Genomic DNA, 23,349 nt, shown 5'->3' on the forward strand with positions numbered 1-23,349 from the left:
GAGACCAGGACGTTGATAGGCAGGGTGTGGAAGCGCTGTGAGGCGTGCAGCTAACCTGTACTAATTACCCGTGCGGCTTAACCATACAACACCCAAGAAGTGTGAGGCCTTGCAGGTCGAGACTACACTCTATTCATCGAAACCGCTTTTTTCGAATTAAAGTTTTATGCCTGGCGGCCATAGCGTTGTGGAACCACCTGATTCCATGCCGAACTCAGTAGTGAAACGCGACCGCGCCGATGATAGTGTGGCAGCTGCCATGTGAAAGTAGGTCACTGCCAGGCACCCAATTTTGCTGATATAGCTCAGTCGGTAGAGCGCACCCTTGGTAAGGGTGAGGTCCCCAGTTCAAATCCGGGTATCAGCACCAAAATTTGTTTGACTGCCATAGCGTTGTGGAACCACCTGATCCCTTGCCGAACTCAGAAGTGAAACGCACCCGCGCCGATGATAGTGTGGCAGCTGCCATGTAAAAGTAGGTCACAGTCAAACACACTCTCCGGAAAGCCCGATACATGAGTATCGGGCTTTTTTCGATCTTCAATTTCTCCCCTCAAAAAACGGGCTTGACCTTACCTTAAGGGGAAGGGGTATGGTGAAGGGTGATACGTTTGTCTGGAGCCAGATATGAACATCAGCAAAGCAGCCTTAATGACAGGGCTGACTGCCAAAACGCTTCGTTATTATGAGTCTATCGGTCTTATTCCTGAGCCCGAGCGGGGAGAGAACGGTTACCGCCATTACAGTGAAACACTGATCCGCCGTATTCTTTTTATCAAAAATGCCAGACAGGCGGGGTTTAACCTGGATGAGTGCCATGAGTTGTTGGCGTTGCACGATAATGAATACCGTACCAGTGCTGAGGTAAAGGCGCTGACTCTGGCCAAAATAGCAGATATAGAGCAACGAGTGGCACATATGCAGGTCATGCTGGAAAGTTTACGTAGTTTGGCTGATCAATGTCATGGAGACAGCAAACCGGAATGCCCTATCATGGAGGCATTGGGTGGGCGCAATGATCCCCGTCCGGCAAGAAAGTGATCACTATCACCTTTTAGCTTTCATTTTTGACGCAAAATGAGCCATAAGTCGTATTTTATCTGCAAGTTAACAAGGGGTTACATCTTGTAGCAGATCCGGATAACAACCAGAGCAATGATGTGAGCAGCAATGACCGATAAAAAAAGCAGAATAGACGTTAAAGACGTCACTCCCAAAAAAACTTCCCATCGTCCCGCTGATGACGGACATATTTACGTCAGGGCACAAACCGGTAAATGGCAGCGCCTGCGTAATCAAATGGGCTGGCTGCTGATGCTGGTGTTTCTGGTCGGGCCCTGGATTCAGTGGAACGGTAACCAAGCGATTCTGCTGGATGTAGAGCAACAACGTTTTCATATTTTTGGTACGACCCTCTGGCCACAGGATCTTACTCTGCTGGCCATTCTGTTTATGATCGCCGCCTTTGCTCTGTTTTTTATGACGACCTTCCTTGGGCGGGTATGGTGTGGTTATCTGTGTCCTCAAACGGTGTGGACCTTTATCTTTATCTGGTTCGAGGAAAAGTTAGAAGGCAGTGCCAACAAGCGTCGTCAGCTCGACAAGGCACCCTGGGGATTCAACAAGATCTGGCGTAAAGCCGCCAAGCACACCGGTTGGCTGGCGGTGTCGCTGCTGACCGGCTTTACCTTTATTGCTTACTTTATCCCGGCGCATGAACTGGCCTGGGGCCTGGTAACTTTCTCAGTTAGTTTCTGGGTCGGCTTCTGGGTACTGTTCTTTGCCTTCTGTACCTATGGTAACGCTGGTTTTATGCGTACCATCATGTGCACTCATATGTGCCCATATGCCCGTTTCCAGTCAGCCATGTTCGATAAGGACACCTACATCGTCAGCTATGATGCCGAGCGAGGAGAAGCGCGTGGACCACGCTCCCGCAAGAAAGATCCCAAGGAGCTGGGCTTGGGCGACTGTATTGACTGCGATCTGTGTGTACAGGTCTGTCCGGCTGGCATCGATATTCGTGATGGTCTGCAGTATGAGTGCATTAACTGCGGTGCCTGTATAGACGCCTGTGATCAAACCATGGAGCGCATGGGCTATGAACCGGGCCTTATCAGCTACACCACCGAGCATAAACTGAAGCACAGAGAAACCCACGTGGCCCGGCCCAAACTGATTGGCTACGGCATTGTTATGGTGGTGATGCTGGCCGCCTTTGCCTTTATGGCTACCCGTATTATGCCCATGGGGATTGAAGTTATTCGCGACCGTAACCAGCTGTATCGTGAAACGTCTGAAGGGCTGATTGAAAATACGTATACCCTTAAGTTGCTTAATAAAACCCTTGAGCGGGCTACTTATCAGCTGAGTGTCGAAGGCGTGGATGACATTGAGTGGATTGGTCCGAACGAAGTCAGTATTGATGGTGGCGAGGTGATGAGTCTTCCGGTCAGCCTGTCTGTTGATCCTTATCTGCTGGATTCACCAGTGCGGGACATCACGTTTGTGATGAGCCGCAAGGGAGCGGATGCGGACGACAGCAGCTCTTCGGTAAGAACTGAGAGCAAGTTCTTTAACGAGTTCTGATATTACATGCATGTTAGAGTAAGCCGCAGCGAGTCTGCGGCTTTTTTTATTGGAGTGCTATGGATTACTATCAACTGACCCCGGATGCGATTGATGATGCGCTGGCCAGCATGGGGATTTATGTCGATCGCGGGCTGATGGCTCTGAACAGCTATGAAAACCGGGTCTACCGCTTTCAGTCGGAAAGTGACGGCACTCTGGTGGCCAAGTTTTACCGCCCTGAGCGCTGGAGCAGAGCCCAGATTGAACAGGAGCTGGCCTTTGTGGCAGCCGCTGCCGAGCAGGGAGTACGGGTAGCTGAGCCGCTAGCACGGGACGGCCACAGCCTGTTTGAATTTAATGACCTGTTGTTTTCGGTATGGCGCTCGGTTCCTGGCCGGGCCTTTGAGCCGGATAATCTGGAGCAGCTGGAAGCGCTGGGTGAGCAATTGGCCCGCCTGCATCGTGTTGGTGAAAGCGTGCCGCTGAAGCAACGCCCGGTGATGGAGCCTGGCACCGGACTGGCTCATTCCCGCAGGGTGCTGGAGCAACAGGCGGCTATCCCCAACACCTTGCGTGCCGCTTTTTTCAGTGCTCTGGATCAATTGATCGCTGGGATCACCGAGTATTACCGGCCCGGTAAGCTTATCGGTATTCACGGTGACTGCCATGGAGGCAACCTGTTGTGGGATGGTGGCCCCTGGTTGCTGGATTTTGACGATTGCCGGCGTGGCCCGGCGGTTCAGGATCTGTGGATGATGCTAAGCGGTGACCGTCAGGAGCAGTTGGTACAGCTGGATACCTTGCTTGCGGGTTATGAAACCGAGCGTGAATTCAACAATGCCGAGTTGGCACTTATCGAACCACTGAGGGCTATGCGTATGATCAACTACATGGCCTGGCTCGCCGCACGCTGGAATGATCCGGCCTTTCCGCTGGCGTTTCCCTGGTTTAACAGCGAAGATTACTGGCAGCAGCAGATAAAAGCACTGAATGAGCAAGTCCTGAGTCTGACTGTACCGCCATTATCCTTGACCTCATGGAGCTGATTCCTTAACTTGAATCAGTCTGACATAAACGGGATTATTCAATGAAAAAGCTGATTTTTGCCTTTATCACTATGCTGTTTGTACCTCTGGCCCATGCCGCTCCTGAATTCAAGGAAGGGGTGGAATATTCGGTGGTCAGTGAAATTGCCGGCAGCAAGCCGGAAGTGACTGAGTTTTTTTCTTATATCTGTCCCCATTGTTACAGCTTTCAACCGCTGATGGACAAGCTGGCTGAGCGTGTGCCTGAGGCCGAAATTAACAAGGTACCGGTAAGTTTTCTGGGCAAGGATCTGGGTCCGGTACTGCAGCGTGCCTATGGTGCTGCCAAGCTGCTTAAAGTGGAAGATAAGCTGACCCCTGTTATGTTTGATCGTATTCATCGCCAGAAGAAAGTGCCCGGCTCTATCGATGATGTGAAAGAGGTATTTGTCGCCAACGGGGTGGATGGCAAGGATTTTGATGGCGTGATTAACAGCTTTGCGCTGAATGGCATGATATCCAAATACGATAAGCTGACTGAAAAGTTCAATATTCGCGGAACCCCCACCGTGATCGTACGTAATAAATATCAGCTGAATATGGGTGAAATTGGCTCTGAAGAGCGTTTCTACCGGGTTGTGGAATATCTGCTCTCCGCAGACTGAAAATAGCGCTTGTGATGCATATGGCCGGTTCTGACCGGCCTTTTTATTGCTTGCTGATTTATTTGGGAGAGGAAAGGATCTCGATATCGTCATGGCCCAAATCCTGCCAGTGCCGGGTGGGCAGATGAAACAGGTAAAACTTTTCCCGGTGAGCATCGGTGACAAACCCCATACCCAGCAGGGTCAGTTCAAAATGGACGTCTGAAACAAACTGTTGATTGTAACGCTGCCGGCCCGACAGCTCGGCAATGTCATCCCGGGTCAGGTATATACCGTCCTGATGCGGGCCAAAATGTTGCTGTAGCCACTCTGCAAACTCCTTTGCACTTTTCATATACACTCCCTTATGTTTTTGCTTACTGGCGTAACCTGGCCAGTAGTCTGTCCATGGCGCGATAGCCCAGAGCCTCCATCAGGTGGGTCCGGCCAATATATTGCTCACCGGCCAAATCGGCAATGGTACGGGCTACCCGGATCAGTTTATGCCAGGCACGAATGGATAACTTCATGTGTTGCAGTGCCTGTTCCAGAAAAGCGGCATCTGTGGCGCTCAATGGGCACAGGGTATCCAGCTCGGCAGCACTCAGACGAGCGTTCGGTTTTCCGGCCCTGTGCTGCTGCCGTGCACGGGCAGCCAGTACCCGGGAGCGTACTGCTGCCGAGCTTTCTGATTTTTGCCGTGGCCGGCTCAGTTCGCCGGGGGGTAAAAGGGGAATTTCCACGGACAGATCAAATCGATCCACAAAGGGGCCGGATATTTTACCGAGATAGCGCAATATTTGCTCCGGCGAACTGCGGCTGAGGCCATCCTGATAGTGCCCGCAAGGGCTGGGGTTCATGGCACCAATCAGCTGAAAGCGGGCAGGGAAGGTCACACTATGGGCTGCGCGGGAAATGCAGATGGTGCCGGTTTCCAGCGGCTCACGCAGGGCGTCCAGCACTCTGCGTTCGAATTCGGTGAGTTCGTCAAGAAACAGGACGCCATGGTGAGCGAGGGATATCTCTCCTGGCCTGGGATGACTGCCTCCGCCCACGAGTGCGGCCGTTGAAGAAGAGTGATGAGGTTGACGAAATGCCCTTTGTCGCCAGTGTTCAGGGGCAAGAGCTTGACCACTGATAGATCGAACAGCGGCGGCTTCCAGTGCTTCCGCTTCCGTCATGGGGGGAAGCAGATCAGGCAGGCGACTGGCCAGCATGCTTTTTCCTGTTCCGGGAGGGCCCAGCAACAGCAGGTTGTGTTCGCCGGCCGCGGCAATCTCCAGTGCTCGTTTCCCCGTTTCCTGACCAATAACATCACTTAAGCAGGAGATGGCCTCATGTTCGATACCGGATACCGGTTCCGGGTGGATCAGTTCACCTTCCTGGTTTAACCAGGCGGTAATGTGCAGCAGGTGGGCGGCGAGCAAGGCCGGACTGGGGCTGAGCAAACCGGCTTCCATGCCGTTGGCGGCGGGAATAATCAGCCGGCGATCACTGTTGCGGGCGGCCAGGACTGCCGGCAGTACGCCCTTGATGCTGCGTAACTCGCCGGTCAGTGCCAGTTCACCGAGAAACTCGAGGCCGTCGAGGGAGGAGCCCGGAATTTGCTCCGAGGCAGCGAGAATGGCCATGGCGATAGGCAAGTCGAAACGACCGCCATCTTTGGGCAGATCCGCGGGGGCCAGGTTGACGGTAATACGTCGGGCTGGAAACTCAAAACCGGCGTTGATCAGGGCGCTGCGCACCCGGTCCCGGGCTTCCTTAACTGTGGTTTCCGGCAAGCCAACAATGTTAAATGCCGGCAGTCCATTGGCCAAATGAGCTTCAACCGTTACTAATGGGGCAGTAACTCCCAAACTGGCCCGGGCAAATACAACAGCAAGAGACATGGCTGTTCCTTTGGTTTTTTATTTTGCCATTTAAATTTTTAGTGGTTTTTTAAACTGGTTTGTGTGGGGCGATAACCGTGCTTTTTTGTGATATTTATATAATAAAGTCTTGAGTAGTGTAGAACACTATGCTAGTTCTATAGGCCTACGGCACCGAAAGCTTCGGTAAGCAGCAATTATTTTTGGTTGGTTTTATGAACTCTATCGTACGTTTCGTCAGCATTATTGTGGTCCTAGTGGTGATTATTAAATCTCCGCTCGGGGCACTGTGGTCTGCCGAAAGCCGATAACCGGCCAGCAGAAACAGCAAAAACCCCCGAGTCGACTCGGGGGTTTTTTTTTATAAAAACTTTGGCAGCAATACAGGACAGAAAATCACATGAATGGCTCACAGTACATTGTCCAGGCACTGAAACAACAAGGGGTAACCCAGATCTTCGGCTATCCCGGCGGTGCCATCATGCCGCTTTACGACGCCCTCTACGATGGCGGTGTAGAGCATTTGCTGTGCCGTCATGAGCAGGCTGCCGCCTTGGGTGCTGTAGGCTACGCCAGAGCCAGTGGTCAGGTGGGGGTGTGCATGGCTACCTCCGGCCCCGGTGCCACCAACCTGATCACCGGTCTGGCCGATGCCATGCTCGACTCCATTCCGGTGGTGGCCATCACCGGTCAGGTACCTATGTCGGCCATCGGCACCGATGCCTTCCAGGAAGTGGACGTACTGGGCATGTCGCTGTCCTGCACCAAGCACTCCTACCTGGTAGAGAGCGTGGAAGATCTTGGCGACATCATCACCGAAGCCTTTGAAGTGGCCCGCTCCGGCCGGCCTGGCCCGGTACTGATTGATGTGCCCAAAAATGTCCAGCTTGCGCTGGTGGAGCCTCGTCCTGCCGTGCCCTGTACTACAGCCTCCAATGCATTGGATAAGGCGGCACTGGCCGAAGCCAGGGCGCTGCTGGCCGCCGCACGTCAGCCGGTGCTCTATGTGGGTGGCGGTGTCGGCATGGGCAATGCCGAAGCAGAATTACGTGCTTTTGCCGAGCAAAGTGGTATTCCTGCGGTAACCACGTTGAAGGGAATCGGGACTTTGGATCCGGACCATGAGCTGTTCCTGGGTATGCTGGGTATGCATGGAACAAAAGCTGCCAACCTGGCTGTTCAGCAGAGTGATCTGCTGATTGTGGCCGGTGCCCGTTTTGATGACCGGGTGACCGGGAAACTGGACGCTTTTGCGGTCAATGCCAAGGTGATTCATCTGGATAAGGACGCCGCCGAATTTGGCAAGGTGCGCCATGCCCAGGTGGGCATCAATGCCGATCTGGCTGAGGTATTGCCCTTGCTGACCGGCGAACGGCTGGCTATCGATCCCTGGCGCGAGCTGTGCAAGACACTCAAGGCCGACCATGGCTGGCGCTACGATCATCCGGGTGAGGCCATTTATGCACCGCTGATGCTCAAGCAACTGAGTGACGCTCTGGCAGACACCGCCATGGTCAGCTGTGATGTAGGCCAGCATCAGATGTGGGTGGCCCAGCATATGCGCTTTACCAGCCCGCGCAATCATCTCAGCAGCGCCGGTCTGGGTACCATGGGCTTCGGCCTGCCCGCCGCCATCGGTGCCAAGCTGGCTCGTCCCGATCACGAGTCGGTGCTGGTGTCCGGTGACGGCTCCTTCATGATGAATGTGCAGGAGCTGGGTACCCTCAAGCGCGCACAACTGCCGGTGAAAATGGTGCTGCTTGATAACCAGCGCCTGGGCATGGTGCGCCAGTGGCAGGAGCTGTTCTTCGACGGCCGCTTCAGTGAAACCATTCTTACCGACAATCCGGACTTCGTGGCCATGGCCGCCGCTTTCGACATTCCGGGCGAAACCATTACTCGCAAGGAGCAGGTACAGCCTGCCATTGCACGCATGCTGCAGTCCGACACCGCCTATTTGCTGCATGTACGTATTTCAGAGGAAGAGAACGTCTGGCCCCTGGTACCGCCGGGTGTTGCCAACGACCAGATGATGGAGAGTAAATCATGAACCAGCATAATGTGCAGATCGAAGCTCAGTTTCGCCCGGAAGTACTTGAGCGGGTGTTACGTATGACCCGTCACCGAGGGTTTCGCGTGGATGACATGGAAATGTCCACTTCCTCTGATTGTCAAAACCTGAACATCAGGGTTACTGTCAGCAGTGAGCGTCCCATTCAGCTGCTGAGCAATCAGCTTGAAAAACTGATGAACGTGACCCGCGTTGAAGCGCAAATCATGGAGCAACCGCTGAAAAAATCGGCCTGAGGATAACGACAATGTCTACCGCCAAGTACATCTGGTTTAACGGAGATATGGTGCCCTGGGACAAGGCCCAGGTGCATGTGATGACCCACGCTCTGCATTATGGCTCTTCGGTGTTTGAAGGCATTCGCGCCTATAACACGCCCAAAGGTCCGGCGATCTTCCGGCTGGAAGAGCATGTGCAGCGGTTGTTTGATTCCGCCAAGATCTACCGCATGACCATTCCCTATACCAAGGCAGAGCTGATGAGTGCCTGCCGAACGGCGGTGGCCGACAACGACCTGGACAGTGCCTACCTGCGTCCGCTGGTGTTCGTGGGTAATGTGGGCATGGGCCTGAATGCTCCCAAAGATGTGCCTTGCGAGGTGATCATCGCCGCCATTCCCTGGGGGGCCTACCTGGGTGAGGAAGGGCTGGAAAACGGCGTCGACGTCTGTGTGACTTCCTGGAACCGGCTGGCACCGAATACCATGCCCACCGGTGCCAAGGCGGGGGGTAACTATCTGTCATCCCAGCTGATATCCGGTGAGGCCAAACGCCATGGTTACAGCGAGGGAATTTCTCTCGATGTGCACGGTCACCTCAGTGAAGGCGCCGGCGAGAACCTGTTCCTTATCAAGAATGGCGTGCTTTATACGCCGCCGGTTACCGCCTGCATACTGCCAGGCATCACCCGTGATACTCTGATGACCCTGGCGCGGGACGCCGGTTACGAGGTTCGGGAGGAAGCCATTGCCCGGGAAGCCCTGTATCTGGCCGACGAAATGTTTATGACCGGCACCGCTGCCGAGGTCACCCCGGTGCGCAGCGTGGATGGCATCACTCTGGGTGAAGGTAAACGAGGCCCGATCACCAAACAGCTGCAGCAGGCGTTTTTTGGCCTGTTTAATGGCAGCACCCAGGATAAATGGGGTTGGCTCACCCCGGTAAAAGACTAATTTAAATTATCGAGATGGGGCGCAGGCGTCCCGCCGTTCTCACGCAATATCAGGAGTAAAAGGAATGCCAAGGTATCGTTCAGCCACCACCACCCACGGCCGTAATATGGCCGGCGCCCGCGCCCTGTGGCGCGCCACCGGCATGACCGAAGATGATTTCGGCAAGCCGATTATCGCTGTGGTGAACTCCTTCACCCAGTTTGTGCCCGGCCACGTGCACCTCAAGGACATGGGGCAGCTGGTGGCCCGCGAAATTGAAGCGGCCGGCGGTGTGGCCAAGGAATTCAACACCATCGCGGTGGATGACGGTATCGCCATGGGTCATGGCGGCATGCTTTACTCACTGCCCAGTCGTGAACTGATCGCTGACTCCGTTGAATACATGGTTAACGCCCACTGTGCCGATGCCATGGTATGTATCTCCAACTGTGACAAAATCACTCCCGGCATGCTGATGGCCGCCCTGCGGGTTAACATTCCGGTGATCTTCGTGTCCGGTGGCCCGATGGAAGCAGGCAAGACCAAGCTGTCTGATCAGCTGATCAAGCTGGATCTGGTGGATGCCATGATCCAGGGCGCCGACCCCACCGTCTCCGACGCTCAGAGCGAACAGGTTGAGCGCAGTGCCTGTCCCACCTGTGGTTCCTGCTCCGGGATGTTTACCGCCAACTCCATGAACTGCCTGACCGAGGCTCTGGGTCTGTCCCAGCCCGGTAATGGCTCGCTGCTGGCCACTCATGCTGATCGTGAGCAGCTGTTCAAGACCGCCGGTCACCGCATTGTGGAGCTGACCAAACGTTACTACGAAGGTGACGACGCCGCCGTACTGCCGCGCAACATCGCCACTAAGGCCGCATTCGAAAACGCCATGGTGTTGGATATCGCCATGGGCGGCTCTACCAATACCGTGTTGCACCTGCTGGCCGCCGCTCAGGAAGCGGAAGTGGACTTCACCATGGACGACATCGACGGCTTGTCGCGCAAGGTACCCCAGCTGTGCAAGGTGGCTCCGTCCACCCAGAAATACCATATGGAAGATGTGCATCGTGCCGGTGGTGTGATGGGCATTCTGGCCGAGCTGGCCCGTGCCGGCCTGCTTAATACCGATGTGAATACCGTGTTGGGCATGAGCCTGGCCGAGCAGCTGGCCAGATTCGACATTATGGTGACTGAAGACGACGCGGTAAAAACCATGTTCCGTGCCGGCCCGGCGGGTATTCGCACCACCCGGGCGTTCAGCCAGGACTGCCGCTGGGACACCCTGGATGACGACCGTGCCGATGGCTGTATTCGCAGCATCGACAATGCCTACAGTCTGGAAGGCGGCCTCGCCGTGCTGGCCGGCAACCTGGCCATCGACGGCTGTATCGTCAAGACCGCCGGCGTGGCCGACGACAACCTGACCTTCCGTGGACCGGCCCGCGTTTTCGAGAGCCAGGACACCGCGGTGGCCGGCATTCTCGGCGGCGAGGTCAAGGCCGGTGAAGTGGTCGTGATCCGTTACGAAGGTCCCAAGGGCGGCCCGGGCATGCAGGAAATGCTGTACCCCACCACCTACCTTAAGTCCATGGGCCTGGGCACCAAATGCGCGCTGATCACCGACGGTCGTTTCTCCGGCGGTACCTCCGGTCTGTCTATCGGTCACGTTTCTCCCGAGGCGGCCAACGGCGGCACCATTGGTTTGGTGCAGACTGGTGACATCATCGACATCGATATTCCGGCCCGCAAGATTGCGCTGGACGTGTCCGAGCAGGAGCTGGCAGCTCGCCGTGAAGCCATGGATGCCAAGGGTGAACAGGCCTGGCGTCCGGTAGATCGCGAGCGCGAAGTGTCCTTTGCTCTGCGCGCCTATGCCTCATTGGCCACCAGCGCCGACAAGGGCGCGGTGCGTGACCGCAGCAAGCTGGGAGGTTGAGGCATGGCACAGGCTGCATTGAAGGAAAAAAAAGGCACACCCCGTTCGGCTACCGAGTACCTGCGTCACATTCTGTTGTCACCGGTGTACGAGGCGGCCCGGGTGACGCCACTGACCCCGCTCAAAAAGATTTCCGAGCGGTTGGGGCACCCGGTTTCCCTCAAGCGGGAAGATATGCAGCCGGTGCACTCTTTCAAGCTGCGTGGTGCCTACAACAAGATTGCCCAGCTCACCCCCGAGCAGCAGCAACGCGGCGTGATTGCCGCCTCGGCGGGCAACCATGCTCAGGGCGTGGCGCTGTCGGCGGCCAAGCTGGGCATCAATGCCACTATTGTGATGCCCACTGTCACTCCCGATATCAAGGTGGAGTCGGTACGTCGCTTTGGCGGTAATGTGGTTCTGCATGGCAACAACTTCGACGAAGCCTATGCCCGCTGTCTGGAACTAGTCAAGGAACTGGGCGCGACCCTGATCCCGCCCTTTGATGACGAGGACGTGATTTCCGGACAAGGCACGGTGGGTCGTGAGTTGCTGGAGCAGGATACCCGTCTGACTCATGTGTTCGTGCCGGTGGGTGGTGGCGGCTTGGCCGCCGGGGTGGCGGTATACATCAAGCAGCTGTTACCTCAGGTTAAGGTAATTGGGGTCGAGGCCGAGGGCTCCGCCTGTCTCAAGGCGGCGCTGAATGCCGGTGACATCGTTACTCTGGACCGGGTCAGTATGTTTGCCGACGGTGTGGCGGTGAAGCGTATCGGTACCGAGACGTTCCGTTTGTGTCGGGAATATCTGGACGGTGTGATTACCGTAACCTCCGACGAAATTTGCGCTGCACTTAAGGATATCTTTGAGGATACCCGAGCTATTGCCGAGCCCTCGGGCGCGCTGTCGCTGGCCGGGCTGAAAAAATACAGCCAGGCCGGGGATTATGCCCATGCCCGTATGGCAGCGGTGCTCAGTGGTGCCAATGTTAACTTCCATTCTCTGCGCTACGTGTCCGAGCGGTGTGAGCTGGGTGAAAAACGGGAAGGGGTACTGGCGGTCACTATTCCCGAATGCAAAGGAGCCTTTTTGCAGTTTTGCGAGTTGCTCGGCAACCGCATGGTGACTGAGTTTAACTATCGCTATGCGGCGGCAGACAAGGCGGCGCTGCTGGTGTCGGTGCGGCTGTCCGATGGCGATCGGGAGCTGGCGCAGATCATGGCGGAGCTGGAGCAGGCAGGGTATCCGGTGGCTAATATGACCGACAACGATCTGGCCAAGACCCATGTGCGTTATATGGTCGGTGGCCGGGCACCCAAGCCTCTGCAGGAACGCCTGTACAGCTTTCGTTTCCCGGAGCAGCCCGGTGCCCTGATGCGCTTTTTGCACACCTTGGGTGCCCGCTGGAACATCAGTCTGTTTCATTATCGCAACCATGGTGCCGAATTTGGCCGGGTGCTGTGTGGCTTTGAGTTGCCCGAGAGCGATATCGCTTCATTTGAGCGGCACTTGGCGGAGCTGGGTTACACTTGGTACGACGTGACTCAGGATCCGGCCTACCGGTTTTTCCTGGCACACTGACCAGAGTCTGGTCATTGACGAGCATGCCGGGCTTGCCCGGCTTTTTTGTGTTCGGTTTGCTGGTTTAATTTAACGTTTTCGTATCACTTGGGTTCTCTTATGAAACCTTCATAACCTTAATACAAAGTTGTTCACAATAATTTATTGACCAGTTTTCGCTCAGCTGTTTTAATCGCGCCGTCTCTGTTTTCTTCCCTTTGGTACAGGAGTGTCTTTCATGACGCTGTTGTCTTCCCTGCTGGCCGCTGTTGGCCAGATATATTTTATAAACAACCGCCTGGCCGGTGCTCTGATTGTTGCGGGTGTACTCTGGGTTTCTCCCTGGATGGCCGCCACCATGATGCTGGCAACCTTCGCCGCCACCTTGCTGGCGCTGGTTTGCAGGTGGGAGCCGGGCGCCTGGCGCGATGGTCTGTTTGGCTTTAATGCTGCCCTGGTAGGGCTGGCCTTTGGCTTGTTTGCCGAGCATACCCCGCAGTGGTTGTTGCTGTCGGTACTGGGCGGAGCGTTGTCGGCCTGGCTTTATTACCGGCTGCGCCGGCTGGCCGCCATTCCCTGGTATACCTTGCCATTCAATCTGGTGGTGTTGCCATGGCTGTATTTCATCGGTCAGCGGGTAGCCGATGAGGTTCCCCAAGGGTATAACTTTTCACTGTCGGCCATTGGTCAGGTCATTTTTCTTCCCGATACCGTACCGGCGGTACTGATCTGTATCGCTCTGCTGTTGGTAGGCATCGAAATGCTGGGTTGGGCCTTTGTCGGCGCCATGATATCGAGCGGCGCGGCGCTATTGCTGCTGGTCAACCCGGACTACATTAACTTTGGCCTGACCGGCTATAACGGTGTACTGGCGGCCATTGCCATGTTCTGGCACGGCAGCAGGCAAGCCTGGATACTGCTGGCTGCAGCCTTGGCCGGACTGATGACGGCCGTTATGCTCAAACTGGGCTTGCCCATGCTGACCATGCCTTTTGTGCTCAGCTGCTGGCTATGCCTGGTAATGCAGAAAGGCCTGAAGTATTACCAGGCGTCACACATTATCGACAGGGAGAGAGTATGAAACTGGGATTTATCGGCATCGGATTGATGGGTAAGCCGATGACCGAGCGGCTGCTGGCCGCCGGCTTTGACGTTACCGTATGGAACCGCAGTACTGACAAGCTGGCTGAGGTCGTCACTGCCGGCGCTCAGGTGGCCGGCAGCATCGGTGAACTGACTGAGCAGGTGGATCTGGTGCTGTTGTGCCTGGCCAATACCGCTGTGGTGGAAAATGTGGTCTTTGGCGAGGGCGGGGTGGCCAGCCATGGTCGGGCTGGTCAGCTGTTGGTGGATTTTTCCAGCTCTGATCCTGATGCCACCCGTGACTATGCCAAGCGGCTGAACAGCGCCTGCGGCATGGGTTGGATCGACTCGCCGGTCTCCGGCGGCGTTGCCGGGGCGGAAGACGGAACACTGGCCATTATGTGTGGCGGTGAAGAAGCCGATATTGAACGCATCCGGCCGGTGCTAGCGCCGCTGTCGCAGCGGGTTACCCGCATGGGTGGCGTGGGTGCCGGCCAGGTTACCAAGGTGTGTAACCAGATGATCGTAGGCTGCAACCTGATGGTGCTGGCGGAAATGATGGCGCTGGCCAAGTCCTGCGGCGTGGATGCGGAGCAGATCCCTGCCGCCCTGGCGGGCGGTTTTGCTGACTCGAGACCAATGCAGATCACCGGCCCGCTGATGGCGGAAGAGTCGGATCCTGATCCCAAGTGGCATGTGCGTACCCTGCTCAAGGACCTGGATATGGCGGTAGCTCAGAGCCTGCGTGCCGGCAGCGCCACTCCTATGTCGGGCCTGGCCGCCCAGCTGATGCGTCAGCATGGTAGCAAAGGTTTCCTGGAGCGGGACCCGGCGACCCTGATCAAGCTGTATAAGGACGCTTGAGTTCTAGCTCTATATGTGAAAAAGAGGAGCCGAAGCTCCTCTTTTTGCGTTTAAGGCAGCGGCTCAGATCGTTGCCAGGGCCAGACTGTGTTTGTAATAGTCATTGGCCTTGTCCAGGTCCTTGCGTCTTTCTGCCAGTTCAGCCAGCAGTACATAGTCCCGCGGCTCAGGCTTTTGCGCCACTGCCTGTTGCAGATGTTGCTCAGCCTGTTCGTCTTTGCCTTCTTTCAGATACAAGCGGCCCAGGGCGGAGTGCAGCTCGGGCAGGCTTTCTTTTTTCGCCTTTTTCTCCAGTGCGGCAAGCAGCGGGTGATAGTCGCTCAGTTGCAGCCGGGTGGCGCATAGCAGCAGTCCCGGATCGGCTTCTTTGTCGAGGCCTTCCAGTAGCAGCTGCTGGGCTTCCTTGTGAGCCTTGAGGCCGATCAGCCGGTCACACAGGGGCAACAACAGTGCAGGGTTGTATTTGTCCTTGCGCGGCAGTGCCTGCCATACCTTGATCAGGCCATCACTGCCTTCATCGTGGGCGGCCTGTTCAAAGCGGCCAAGCCAGGACTGATGACGCAGTTCATCCTTTTCTTCGGCACTGATCAGATTCTTGTTGGCCAGGCTGTCGAGAATACCGAGCAGGGCTTGCCACTGACCGGTAGCCACATACACATCTTTCTGCAGCTTGAGCAGGGCGGGCTGGTGGCCATAGGTGGTTTCCAGAGCCTGCACGCCGGCCAGCGCCTGTTCAAACTCACCCTGCTGATACTGCAGTCGGGCTTGAGTTATGCCCACAGCCAGACCGGCCGCAGGGTGTTGCTCCCGTGCCTGTTGCAGATAGCTGTCGCGCTTTTCGTCGTTACCCTGAGCCTGAGCGGCACTGGCAGCGTTCAGGTAGTTGAGCAGGGCTAACTCGTTGCCCTTGGTGCCCTTGAGCAGCATTTTCTCGGCATTAGCGTAATCTTCCGCGACCAGTGCCTGCATACCGCTTTGGGTGTAGTTCAGGGCCTTGCGCCGGCGGCGGCCCATAAACCAGCCCCGGGTGCGGTGACTGATGCCGAAAATGCGGCCCAGCAGCCATTCAATAAATAACAGCAGTACATAAAACAGCACGGCAGCCACCAGGAATACGGTGACCGTGGTTTCTATGGTGTAGCTGCCCGCAGACACCAGCACATAACCCTGCTTGCCCATAAACCCGGGGCCGACAATCAGGCCGGCAGCCAGAATGGCGACAATAATCGCAAGACGTATCATAAGTCCCCCTTACAGGCCGGTGAGCAGGCGTTGCAGCCGGTTATCCAGCAACTGCTGCAGCCGCTCCTGGGCAGTAAATTGCTCGGGATAATTCACGCTGATTTGCTGGCCTTTGAGTTGCTCAATCTGCTCCAGCATAAACTGGCGCACACTGTCATCGGCAAAGTAGTCCTGCAGCCACTGCTCAGACTGTGCCAGGGCACTATCGTAAATTTCCTGTTGCTCGCGATAGACGGCGAGCTGAGCCTGCAGCAGCTTACCCTTAAGGTTTTCGCTTAAATACCAGTGTTGCTGCGGAGACAGCAGGGCCTCTACATTGCCGTCGCGGCGACGTACAGTGACGAAGTCGTCGGTAAAGCTGGCCCAGCTCTTTTTCAGGTTTTCTTTCCAGTCACTGACGGACTCGGACAGGGTGAAGTCGGGCTCTTCGGCCCGGGACATGATGACTCCGTCCAGTTTCAGTTTATCAACCTGGTCGTTAATGCTGTTGAGCTTGATCACCATGCCTTCGCGATCGATTTTTTTCACCGATTTAATGCTGGCAATGTCGTCGGCAAGCGCCTTGCGCACCGGCACCAGGGTGGGATCGTTAAGGGCAGCCAGGCGCTCATCAGCGTTGGCCAGCATCATGGCGGCGGACACGGCATCATGCTCCAGCCACAGCTTGCGGCCAGCCATGCGAACCAGGTACTCGGCCTCTGCCAGCATCCAGTCGTTGGGGCGCTTGCTGTCCAGATCCAGTACCTTGCGAGACAAGCCGTCCACTTGCTCGGTAACGCTCTGTTGAGCGCTTTCCAGTTTACCCAGAGTGGCGCTCTGCTGACTCTTGAGTGCATTCAGGGCCGTCTGCTGCTCAGCCAGCCGGGTTTCCATCGCGGCAATCTGTGTCGCCTGGTTTTCACCCTGTTTATGGCCGTGCCAGTACAGGCCGCCGGCCAGCACGACTGCCAGCACAATAGCCACGGTGGCCAGCCCTTTGCCGGAAGACGGCTGCTTTTCCTGCACCGGTTTTTCCGGCGTGCTGACGGGCGGCTCGGTTTGTATTGCCTGAGTGCTTTCTTCGGTTTTGGCCTCGGCGGAGGAGGACGCCGGCGTGGTGTTGGTTACCAGCTTGTCTTCCTGTTGGTCTTGTTTATTGTCTGTCATTCCTTTTCCTCTCATCCAGAGCGCTGATCAACGCCGTGTTGGATGCACCTTTCGCATTGATGATATGAGTAAAGCCTAATGTCTCTGCCTGCTCTGCGACGCGAATGCTGGGCACAATCAATAAACGGCTCAGCAGCCAGTCCTTTGCGCTGTTGGCAGCAAGCTGAAACAGGTGCTGCAGCAAGCCGCCACTGGTGATGATAATACTGTCCACGCCCTGGTGCCGCCACTGTTTAACTAGTTCGCCGTTGTGGTCTTCACGATAACAACGGCGATAAACTTCACAATAGTTTACTTGTGCTCCCCGCTGTATCAGGGTCGGGGCCATCATATGACGGCCACCGTCGCCACGCAGAATGATGGCTTGGCACCCGGCCGGGTGTTGCAGCGCGGGCAGGGCAATCATGCCCTCGGAACGGGGATCGTCCGGCACCAGCGCGTTGGTTATCCCCACGGCGGCAAAGGCCTTTCCAGTGGCTTCGCCGACAGCCACATAAGTGCTGTCAGGCCAGCTCAAACCCTGGCTTTTCAGCGCATTATCGGCGAATTTCACCGCTTGTGCGCTGACCGCTATCACATAATCCCTGCTGCCAAGCTGGCTTAATAATGCCGGTGCCCGGGTCAGTTCGCCGCCCGGCGCAAAGGTCAGCAGGGGGGTGGCCACCGGCTGGTGGCCGGCCCGGCGTAATGCGTCGCACAGGCTGTGATTCTGAGGTTCGGGGCGAACCACCAGTGGTATCACGATGAGTAGACCTCGGTCAGAATTTTATCGGCACCGGCGGCCAGCAGGCGTTTGGCCAGTTCGCTACCGAGCTTTTTGCCCTGATCTGCCGGGCCGCGAATCTCATCATAAAGTACCTGGGTGCCATCGGGTCGACCCACCAGGCCACGCAGCCAGAGCTGATCGCCTTCCAACAGCGCATAAGAGCCGATAGGCACCTGACAACCGCCTTGCAGGCCATGGTTCATGGCCCGCTCCGCCTCTACCCGCAACCGTGTGTCGTGATCGTTCAGCGGGGCCAGCAGGCTCAGCAGTTCGGTGTCATCCAGCCGGCACTCAATGCCGACGGCACCCTGGCCGTTGGCAGGAAGACTGTCTTCCGGACTCAGCAGGCCGGCAATCCGCTCGTCGAGCTCCAGCCGCTTGAGACCGGCAGCAGCCAGAATAATGGCATCGTATTCGCCATCGTCCAGCTTGCGCAGCCGGGTCTGTACATTGCCGCGCAGTGTTTTGATGTTCAGTTCCGGGTAGCGGGCCCGGATCTGACACTCTCGACGCAGGCTGGCGGTACCCACCACTGCACCGGCGGGTAATTCTGCCAGGGTTTTATAGTGATTGGAGACAAAAGCGTCCCGCGGGTCTTCCCGTTCACAGATAACCGTCAGGCCCAGTCCTTCGGGGAACTCAACCGGCACATCTTTCATTGAGTGCACGGCAATATCGGCCCGGCCGTCGAGCATGGCCTGCTCAAGTTCCTTGATAAACAGACCCTTACCACCGATTTTGGACAGAGGGGTATCGAGCAGCACGTCCCCCTTGGTGGTCATGGGGACCAGTTCAACGGTTACATCCTGGTGCAGAGCTTCCAGACGTTCCTTCACATAATGGGCCTGCCACAGGGCCAGCAGGCTTTTACGGGTGGCAATACGAATGGTGCGATTAGCCATAAAACTCTCGTTGTCTGTCGGGTATTTGGTTCTGATGTTATCACTGTTGTCTGGGCGTTTCAGGCAAAGAAAGAGGTTCAGCGGCATACCATGGCCCAGCTTTGCCGGTTATTGTTCATTTACTGACTAATTGCTACCATGATCACACTTTTGCCCGTCCGGCCCTGTCCGGGCTATATGTCGGTCCAACGAAGGCCATAACGCTATTGCACGCTAATTTTCATCAGCTCGTTGAACGGTGTGAGCAATTTAATCAGCAGAAACTGACCCGCGCCCTGGCGGTCATGCATCGTTATGGCCAGCAGGTGTTTCAGTTGCTGCCGGTATTGTTGCATCACCACCACCCTCTGTTGCCGGGCTATGTTCCCGGCGATGTTCCGGCGGGCATCTGTCAGTTTGTGCCCAACGCCTGCCAGAGGGAATTTATTGACGAGTTGTGCCGGGCCGCCAATGGCCATCAGGGACTGGAACAGCACAGGGGCGAGATTCTGGGGCTTTATTCCATGGGCAGTACTTCGTCCATTGGTCAGGGCCATCGTTCTGATCTGGATATCTGGGTGTGTCATGCTCACACCATGGAGCCGGCCCGGGCTGCCTTGCTGCAGCAAAAATGCCTGCTGATCTCCAAGTGGGCCGAGCAACGCGGGGTGGAACTTAACTTCTTTCTTATTCCGGATAACAAATTTCGCACCGACAACCAGCAATGGGTGGAAGGGGAAAGCTGCGGCAGCGCCCAGCACCTGTTATTGCTGGATGAGTTCTACCGCAGTCATCTGCGCATTGCCGGCAAGCGGCTGGTGTGGATGTTTGCGCCGGGCAAGCTGGGGCCCAATTACGATCGCTTTGTGGCCGAGCAGTTTGCCAACGGTACCCTGAATCATGATGAATGGCTGGATCTGGGGGGCTTTGCCCGTATTCCGGCGGAAGAGTATTTCGGCTCGGCGCTGTGGCAGCTGTATAAAAGCATCGACTCGCCTTACAAGGCGGTGCTGAAGACCGTGCTGATGGAAGCTTATTCTCACGAGTACCCCGATACTCAGTTGCTGTGCCGGCAGCTGAAGGAGGAGTTCCAGAAAGCAGAAGAACTGAATGAAACCCAGGATCACTATGTAGTGATGCTGGAAAAAGTGACCGATTATCTGAAATCCATCGGAGATGAGAAACGCCTCGATCTGGTGCGGCGCTGTTTTTACCTTAAGGTGTCGGAAGCGCTGACAGCGGAGCAGGAAGGTGATGATTCTCTTGCCTGGCGGCGGCGGATCATCGACCGGTTGATCGATCTGTGGGGCTGGCCGGCGGAAAAGCTGGCCAAACTCGACGACCGGGAAAACTGGAAGGTAGAAGAAGTGAAGGCTGCCTACGGTGAATTGCTTGAGGCCCTGATGCAGAGCTACCGCAGCCTGATCCAGTTCGCCCGGCGCAATAACATCAGCGAATCCATTAACCCGGAAGATATCGGTATTCTGTCGCGCAAATTGTATGCCGCCTTTGAAAACCTGCCAGGCAAAGTGCAGCTGATTAACCTGCGCATTGCACCAGATCTGAGTGAGTCTGATATTAGTCTGGTGCAGGTGCCGGAAGGTCGGGTGAATCAGGCCGGGTGGTATCTTTATAAATACGGGCTGTCGCCGGCCGAGATTATCGGTCGCAGTGCCATTGAACACAGCGATTATGTCAGCAGGCTGGTGGCCTGGGCGCATTTTAACGGGCTGTTGACCGAACGGACCCAATGGCATTTGTTTAATCAGAGCACGGATCTGAATCTGCAGCAGTTGCAGGAGTTCAGCCAGGATCTGGCGGAACTGTTTCCGGTGCGGCTGCCATCCCCGAGCAACCTGGCGCTGAGCCGCCCCTGTGAAGTACGTCATCTCGCTATTTACCTTAACCTGGAAGAAGATCCCACAGCCCGCCGGCGGGACAGGGCCATTGAATTTGGTGCCAGCACCAGCGATCCCTTCAGTTTTGGCCGCCAGAGGGAAAACCTGGTGGGCTCGGTGGATATTATCTACCGCAACTCCTGGGATGAAGTTCGTACCCTCCACTTCGATGGTGAAACCGCGGTGGTGGACTCCCTGACGGCCATGCTGGGCAAAATGCACCAAGGAGCCAGCCCGCCTGAAACGCTTAATGTATATTGCTATAGCCGGCATCTGCGTAGCCTGTTGCGTACGCGTTTTGAGCAACTGGTGCGGGAATGCATTGAGCTGCGCTTGGGCCCGGTGAACGGCCATCGGGTCAAGCGGTTACAGCTGGGAACGGAGCAGTTTGGGATTTTCTTTGAACGTCGTGGTGTGAGTGTGAAACACATGGAGCCGGAGCGGGTAAGCACACCGGCAGGTGCCATGCCGGCGCAGGGGCGCAGTCATGGCGAAAGTCAGCGGAATTATTCCCTGCGGCTGGATCAGCATCAGCGTCAGCCGGTGCCTGAGGTAGTGGATGCTTATGCCAGCGAAGGGCTGGTACAGTTTTTCTTCGAAAGTAGCGGTGACGGGTACAACCTTTATATTCTGGATGAAGCCAACCGCACTGAGGTATATCACCAGGTGGCGGGCAGCAAAGACGATCTGGTGCTGAGCATTAACCGCCTGTATACCGCCAATCAGGAGCAGACCGCGGGCCAGAGCCACTTCAGCCACTTTAATCTGCCCCAGTATTACGAGATTGTGCGTACCGACGATGAGGTCCGGGTACTTACCTTTCGCACCTGCAAGGACGACCGGGATCCACAACAGGCCGATCCGGCCTGAAGTTCAGGCCCAACAGACCTTAAAGTGGCAGCTCGACGTCGCCCTGACGTTTGGCCTGCAGGCTGATCCAGCTCAGCAGTTCATGGCCCTGACGATTATCGATCCACTTGTCACCTTCCAGCGCAAAGTGGTGACCGTTTTCCCGGGTGGCCAGCCAAATCTGATGCAGCGGCTCCTGACGGTTAATCACAAACTGTACGCCGTTCTCAAAGGTCAGGTTCATGACGCCACCTACCGTTTCGCATTCAATGTCTTCGCCGCTTTCGTCGATACGTGCCTCAATATGCTCGTAAATGGCATCCGCCAGAGCATGAAATTCGCTGTCGTTCATTGCCCGCTTCCTATTGCTTTTGAGAATGTGAATGCGATTATAAGAGCCCTGAACCATATTCACAGTCATACGATGAACAAATTCAAGCTGACCGCACTGGTTGCGCTGGTTCTGGGCCTGTCGGCTTGCGGCCTCAAAGGTCCGCTGACCCTGCCCGAAACCGAACAGCAACCCACTCAGGTTGAGCAATCGTAAAGGAAACAACCTTGGATTATTTCAATTATCAGGATGATGGCCGCCTTTACGGTGAAGCCTGCGATCTCACCCGTCTGGCCGAGCAACACGGCACTCCGCTTTATGTTTATTCCCGTGCCACGCTGGAGCGTCACTGGAATGCCTTCGATCAGGCCGCCGGTGAGGTGGACCATTTGGTGTGCTATGCGGTGAAGGCCAATTCCAACCTGGCGGTGCTCAATGTGCTGGCCCGGCTGGGCTCGGGTTTCGATATCGTCTCCGGCGGTGAGCTGAGCCGGGTGATTGCCGCTGGCGGCGACCCGAAGAAAGTGGTGTTCTCCGGCGTGGGCAAGCGCGACGATGAAATTCGTTTTGGTCTGGAGCAGGGCATTTTCTGCTTTAACGTGGAATCGGTGGCGGAACTGGCACGCATTAACCGGGTTGCGGAAACCATGGGTGTAAAAGCTCCGGTATCTATCCGGGTGAACCCGGATATCGATGCCGGTACCCATCCTTACATCTCCACCGGCCTGAAGGAAAACAAGTTCGGTATTCCCATTGAGCAGGCCCGGGATATCTACCGCCAGGCGGCGGCCATGAGCCAGCTTGAGATCCACGGTGTGGACTGTCATATCGGCTCCCAGCTGACCGAGCTGTCCCCCTTCCTGGAAGCAGTAGACAAGCTGCTGGCGCTGATTGATGGCCTGGCCGAGGATGGTATTCATATCCGTCATCTGGATGTGGGTGGTGGCCTGGGTGTGCGCTACGACGATGAAACACCGCCGGAGCCACGGCACTATGCTGAGGAGCTGAAAAAGCGTCTGCAGGGCCGTAACCTGACCCTGGTATTTGAGCCGGGCCGGGCTATTGCTGCCAACGCCGGTGTGCTGTTGACCCGGGTTGAGCACCTGAAGCCGGGTGAAGCCAAGAACTTCGCCATTGTTGATGCCGCCATGAACGATCTGATCCGTCCGGCCCTGTACAGTGCCTGGCAGGCCATCATTCCGGTGGATTCCACCCTGCAGCGCGACGCAGCGGTATACGATATCGTTGGTCCCATCTGTGAAACCGGTGATTTTATTGGTAAGGACCGTACACTTTCTATTATCGAGGGCGATCTGCTGGCAGTGCGTTCCGCCGGTGCCTATGGCTTTGTGATGGCGTCTAATTACAACAGCCGCCCCCGAGCAGCCGAAGTGATGGTGGACGGTGACCAGCACTATGTGGTGCGTGAGCGGGAAGAGCTGGCGGATCTGTGGCGGGGTGAACACCTGCTGCCCGGAGCCTGAA

Annotated in this window: 21 protein-coding genes, 1 tRNA gene and 3 rRNA genes; 18 read left to right on the forward strand and 7 right to left on the reverse strand. The window is 56.3% G+C overall.

Translation table 11 applies throughout. From position 1 onward, the window contains the following. The 8 genes from B6S09_RS09050 to B6S09_RS09085 all read left to right on the forward strand — a co-directional run. Window positions 1-85: ribosomal RNA gene (locus tag B6S09_RS09050) — 23S ribosomal RNA — on the forward strand; the annotation flags it as partial. A gap of 84 nt (window positions 86-169) precedes the next feature. Beyond that, window positions 170-284 (forward strand): 5S ribosomal RNA (rrf, locus tag B6S09_RS09055). Between the two features lie 10 nt (window positions 285-294). Continuing rightward, window positions 295-370, forward strand: a tRNA-Thr gene (locus B6S09_RS09060). Window positions 371-377: 7 nt separating this feature from the next. Next, window positions 378-492, forward strand: a 5S ribosomal RNA gene (rrf, locus tag B6S09_RS09065). 135 nt (window positions 493-627) lie between these two features. After that, complete coding sequence (gene cueR, locus B6S09_RS09070) at window positions 628-1,041, forward strand: Cu(I)-responsive transcriptional regulator (protein WP_094278186.1); 414 nt, start codon at window positions 628-630, stop codon at window positions 1,039-1,041. A gap of 129 nt (window positions 1,042-1,170) precedes the next feature. Continuing rightward, window positions 1,171-2,589, forward strand: coding sequence for a cytochrome c oxidase accessory protein CcoG (ccoG, locus tag B6S09_RS09075; protein WP_094278187.1), 1,419 nt, complete (start codon window positions 1,171-1,173; stop codon window positions 2,587-2,589). A 59-nt stretch (window positions 2,590-2,648) separates the two neighbouring features. Beyond that, on the forward strand, window positions 2,649-3,617 hold the full coding sequence (locus B6S09_RS09080; protein WP_094278188.1) for a serine/threonine protein kinase: 969 nt from the start codon (window positions 2,649-2,651) through the stop codon (window positions 3,615-3,617). Between the two features lie 41 nt (window positions 3,618-3,658). Then, window positions 3,659-4,261 carry a thiol:disulfide interchange protein DsbA/DsbL gene (locus B6S09_RS09085; RefSeq protein WP_094278189.1) on the forward strand — a complete coding sequence of 201 codons (603 nt, stop codon included), beginning with the start codon at window positions 3,659-3,661 and terminating at the stop codon, window positions 4,259-4,261. Window positions 4,262-4,319: 58 nt separating this feature from the next. Here the strand turns inward: B6S09_RS09085 and B6S09_RS09090 are convergent, their stop codons facing one another. Both B6S09_RS09090 and B6S09_RS09095 read right to left on the reverse strand, forming a co-directional pair. Next, the gene (locus B6S09_RS09090; protein WP_094278190.1) at window positions 4,320-4,595 is read right to left on the reverse strand and encodes a hypothetical protein; all 276 of its coding nucleotides are present in this window, start codon (window positions 4,593-4,595) and stop codon (window positions 4,320-4,322) included. A gap of 22 nt (window positions 4,596-4,617) precedes the next feature. Beyond that, the gene (locus tag B6S09_RS09095; RefSeq protein WP_094278191.1) at window positions 4,618-6,129 is read right to left on the reverse strand and encodes a YifB family Mg chelatase-like AAA ATPase; all 1,512 of its coding nucleotides are present in this window, start codon (window positions 6,127-6,129) and stop codon (window positions 4,618-4,620) included. A 379-nt stretch (window positions 6,130-6,508) separates the two neighbouring features. Here B6S09_RS09095 and ilvG point away from each other — a divergent pair, with 379 nt between their 5' ends. The 7 genes from ilvG to B6S09_RS09130 all read left to right on the forward strand — a co-directional run bounded on the left by ilvG (window position 6,509) and on the right by B6S09_RS09130 (window position 14,751). Then, window positions 6,509-8,158, forward strand: a complete 1,650-nt coding sequence (gene ilvG, locus B6S09_RS09100) for an acetolactate synthase 2 catalytic subunit (RefSeq protein WP_094278192.1) — start codon at window positions 6,509-6,511, stop codon at window positions 8,156-8,158. Further along, window positions 8,155-8,415, forward strand: coding sequence for an acetolactate synthase 2 small subunit (ilvM, locus tag B6S09_RS09105; RefSeq protein WP_094278193.1), 261 nt, complete (start codon window positions 8,155-8,157; stop codon window positions 8,413-8,415). Before ilvG ends, ilvM begins: the two co-directional genes overlap by 4 nt. Before the next feature lie 11 nt (window positions 8,416-8,426). After that, the gene (locus tag B6S09_RS09110; RefSeq protein ID WP_094278194.1) at window positions 8,427-9,350 is read left to right on the forward strand and encodes a branched-chain amino acid transaminase; all 924 of its coding nucleotides are present in this window, start codon (window positions 8,427-8,429) and stop codon (window positions 9,348-9,350) included. A 64-nt stretch (window positions 9,351-9,414) separates the two neighbouring features. Further along, entirely contained in the window at window positions 9,415-11,265 is a 1,851-nt protein-coding gene (gene ilvD / locus B6S09_RS09115; RefSeq protein WP_094278195.1) for a dihydroxy-acid dehydratase, read from the forward strand. Between the two features lie 3 nt (window positions 11,266-11,268). Then, entirely contained in the window at window positions 11,269-12,825 is a 1,557-nt protein-coding gene (gene ilvA, locus B6S09_RS09120; protein WP_094278196.1) for a threonine ammonia-lyase, biosynthetic, read from the forward strand. A gap of 217 nt (window positions 12,826-13,042) precedes the next feature. Beyond that, on the forward strand, window positions 13,043-13,885 hold the full coding sequence (locus B6S09_RS09125; protein ID WP_094278197.1) for an urea transporter: 843 nt from the start codon (window positions 13,043-13,045) through the stop codon (window positions 13,883-13,885). Continuing rightward, window positions 13,882-14,751, forward strand: coding sequence for an NAD(P)-dependent oxidoreductase (locus B6S09_RS09130; protein ID WP_094278198.1), 870 nt, complete (start codon window positions 13,882-13,884; stop codon window positions 14,749-14,751). Before B6S09_RS09125 ends, B6S09_RS09130 begins: the two co-directional genes overlap by 4 nt. Window positions 14,752-14,814: 63 nt before the next feature. Here B6S09_RS09130 and B6S09_RS09135 read toward each other — a convergent pair whose 3' ends face one another. The 4 genes from B6S09_RS09135 to hemC are packed head-to-tail and all read right to left on the reverse strand — an operon-like array spanning window position 14,815 to window position 18,807. Beyond that, window positions 14,815-15,993, reverse strand: coding sequence for a heme biosynthesis HemY N-terminal domain-containing protein (locus B6S09_RS09135; RefSeq protein ID WP_094278199.1), 1,179 nt, complete (start codon window positions 15,991-15,993; stop codon window positions 14,815-14,817). Between the two features lie 9 nt (window positions 15,994-16,002). After that, window positions 16,003-17,139: a uroporphyrinogen-III C-methyltransferase gene (locus B6S09_RS09140; protein ID WP_094278200.1), complete on the reverse strand. Its 1,137-nt coding sequence runs from the start codon at window positions 17,137-17,139 to the stop codon at window positions 16,003-16,005. Continuing rightward, window positions 17,126-17,881 carry a uroporphyrinogen-III synthase gene (locus B6S09_RS09145; RefSeq protein WP_094278201.1) on the reverse strand — a complete coding sequence of 252 codons (756 nt, stop codon included), beginning with the start codon at window positions 17,879-17,881 and terminating at the stop codon, window positions 17,126-17,128. Before B6S09_RS09145 ends, B6S09_RS09140 begins: the two co-directional genes overlap by 14 nt. Beyond that, the gene (gene hemC / locus B6S09_RS09150; RefSeq protein ID WP_094278380.1) at window positions 17,878-18,807 is read right to left on the reverse strand and encodes a hydroxymethylbilane synthase; all 930 of its coding nucleotides are present in this window, start codon (window positions 18,805-18,807) and stop codon (window positions 17,878-17,880) included. Before hemC ends, B6S09_RS09145 begins: the two co-directional genes overlap by 4 nt. A 206-nt stretch (window positions 18,808-19,013) precedes the next feature. Here hemC and B6S09_RS09155 point away from each other — a divergent pair, with 206 nt between their 5' ends. Next, window positions 19,014-21,554, forward strand: coding sequence for a class I adenylate cyclase (locus B6S09_RS09155; protein ID WP_094278202.1), 2,541 nt, complete (start codon window positions 19,014-19,016; stop codon window positions 21,552-21,554). Between the two features lie 19 nt (window positions 21,555-21,573). On the opposite strand, the gene cyaY is transcribed toward B6S09_RS09155, so the two are convergent. Beyond that, window positions 21,574-21,885: an iron donor protein CyaY gene (cyaY, locus tag B6S09_RS09160; RefSeq protein WP_094278203.1), complete on the reverse strand. Its 312-nt coding sequence runs from the start codon at window positions 21,883-21,885 to the stop codon at window positions 21,574-21,576. Between the two features lie 72 nt (window positions 21,886-21,957). On the opposite strand from cyaY, the gene lptM reads away from it, so the two are divergent. Next, complete coding sequence (gene lptM, locus B6S09_RS18465) at window positions 21,958-22,080, forward strand: LPS translocon maturation chaperone LptM (RefSeq protein WP_019934645.1); 123 nt, start codon at window positions 21,958-21,960, stop codon at window positions 22,078-22,080. Between the two features lie 11 nt (window positions 22,081-22,091). Beyond that, window positions 22,092-23,348, forward strand: a complete 1,257-nt coding sequence (gene lysA, locus B6S09_RS09165) for a diaminopimelate decarboxylase (RefSeq protein ID WP_094278204.1) — start codon at window positions 22,092-22,094, stop codon at window positions 23,346-23,348. Window position 23,349 lies beyond the last annotated feature (1 nt).

It is taken from the genome of Oceanimonas baumannii, assembly GCF_002245495.1.
Taxonomy (GTDB): Bacteria; Pseudomonadota; Gammaproteobacteria; order Enterobacterales; family Aeromonadaceae; genus Oceanimonas; species Oceanimonas baumannii.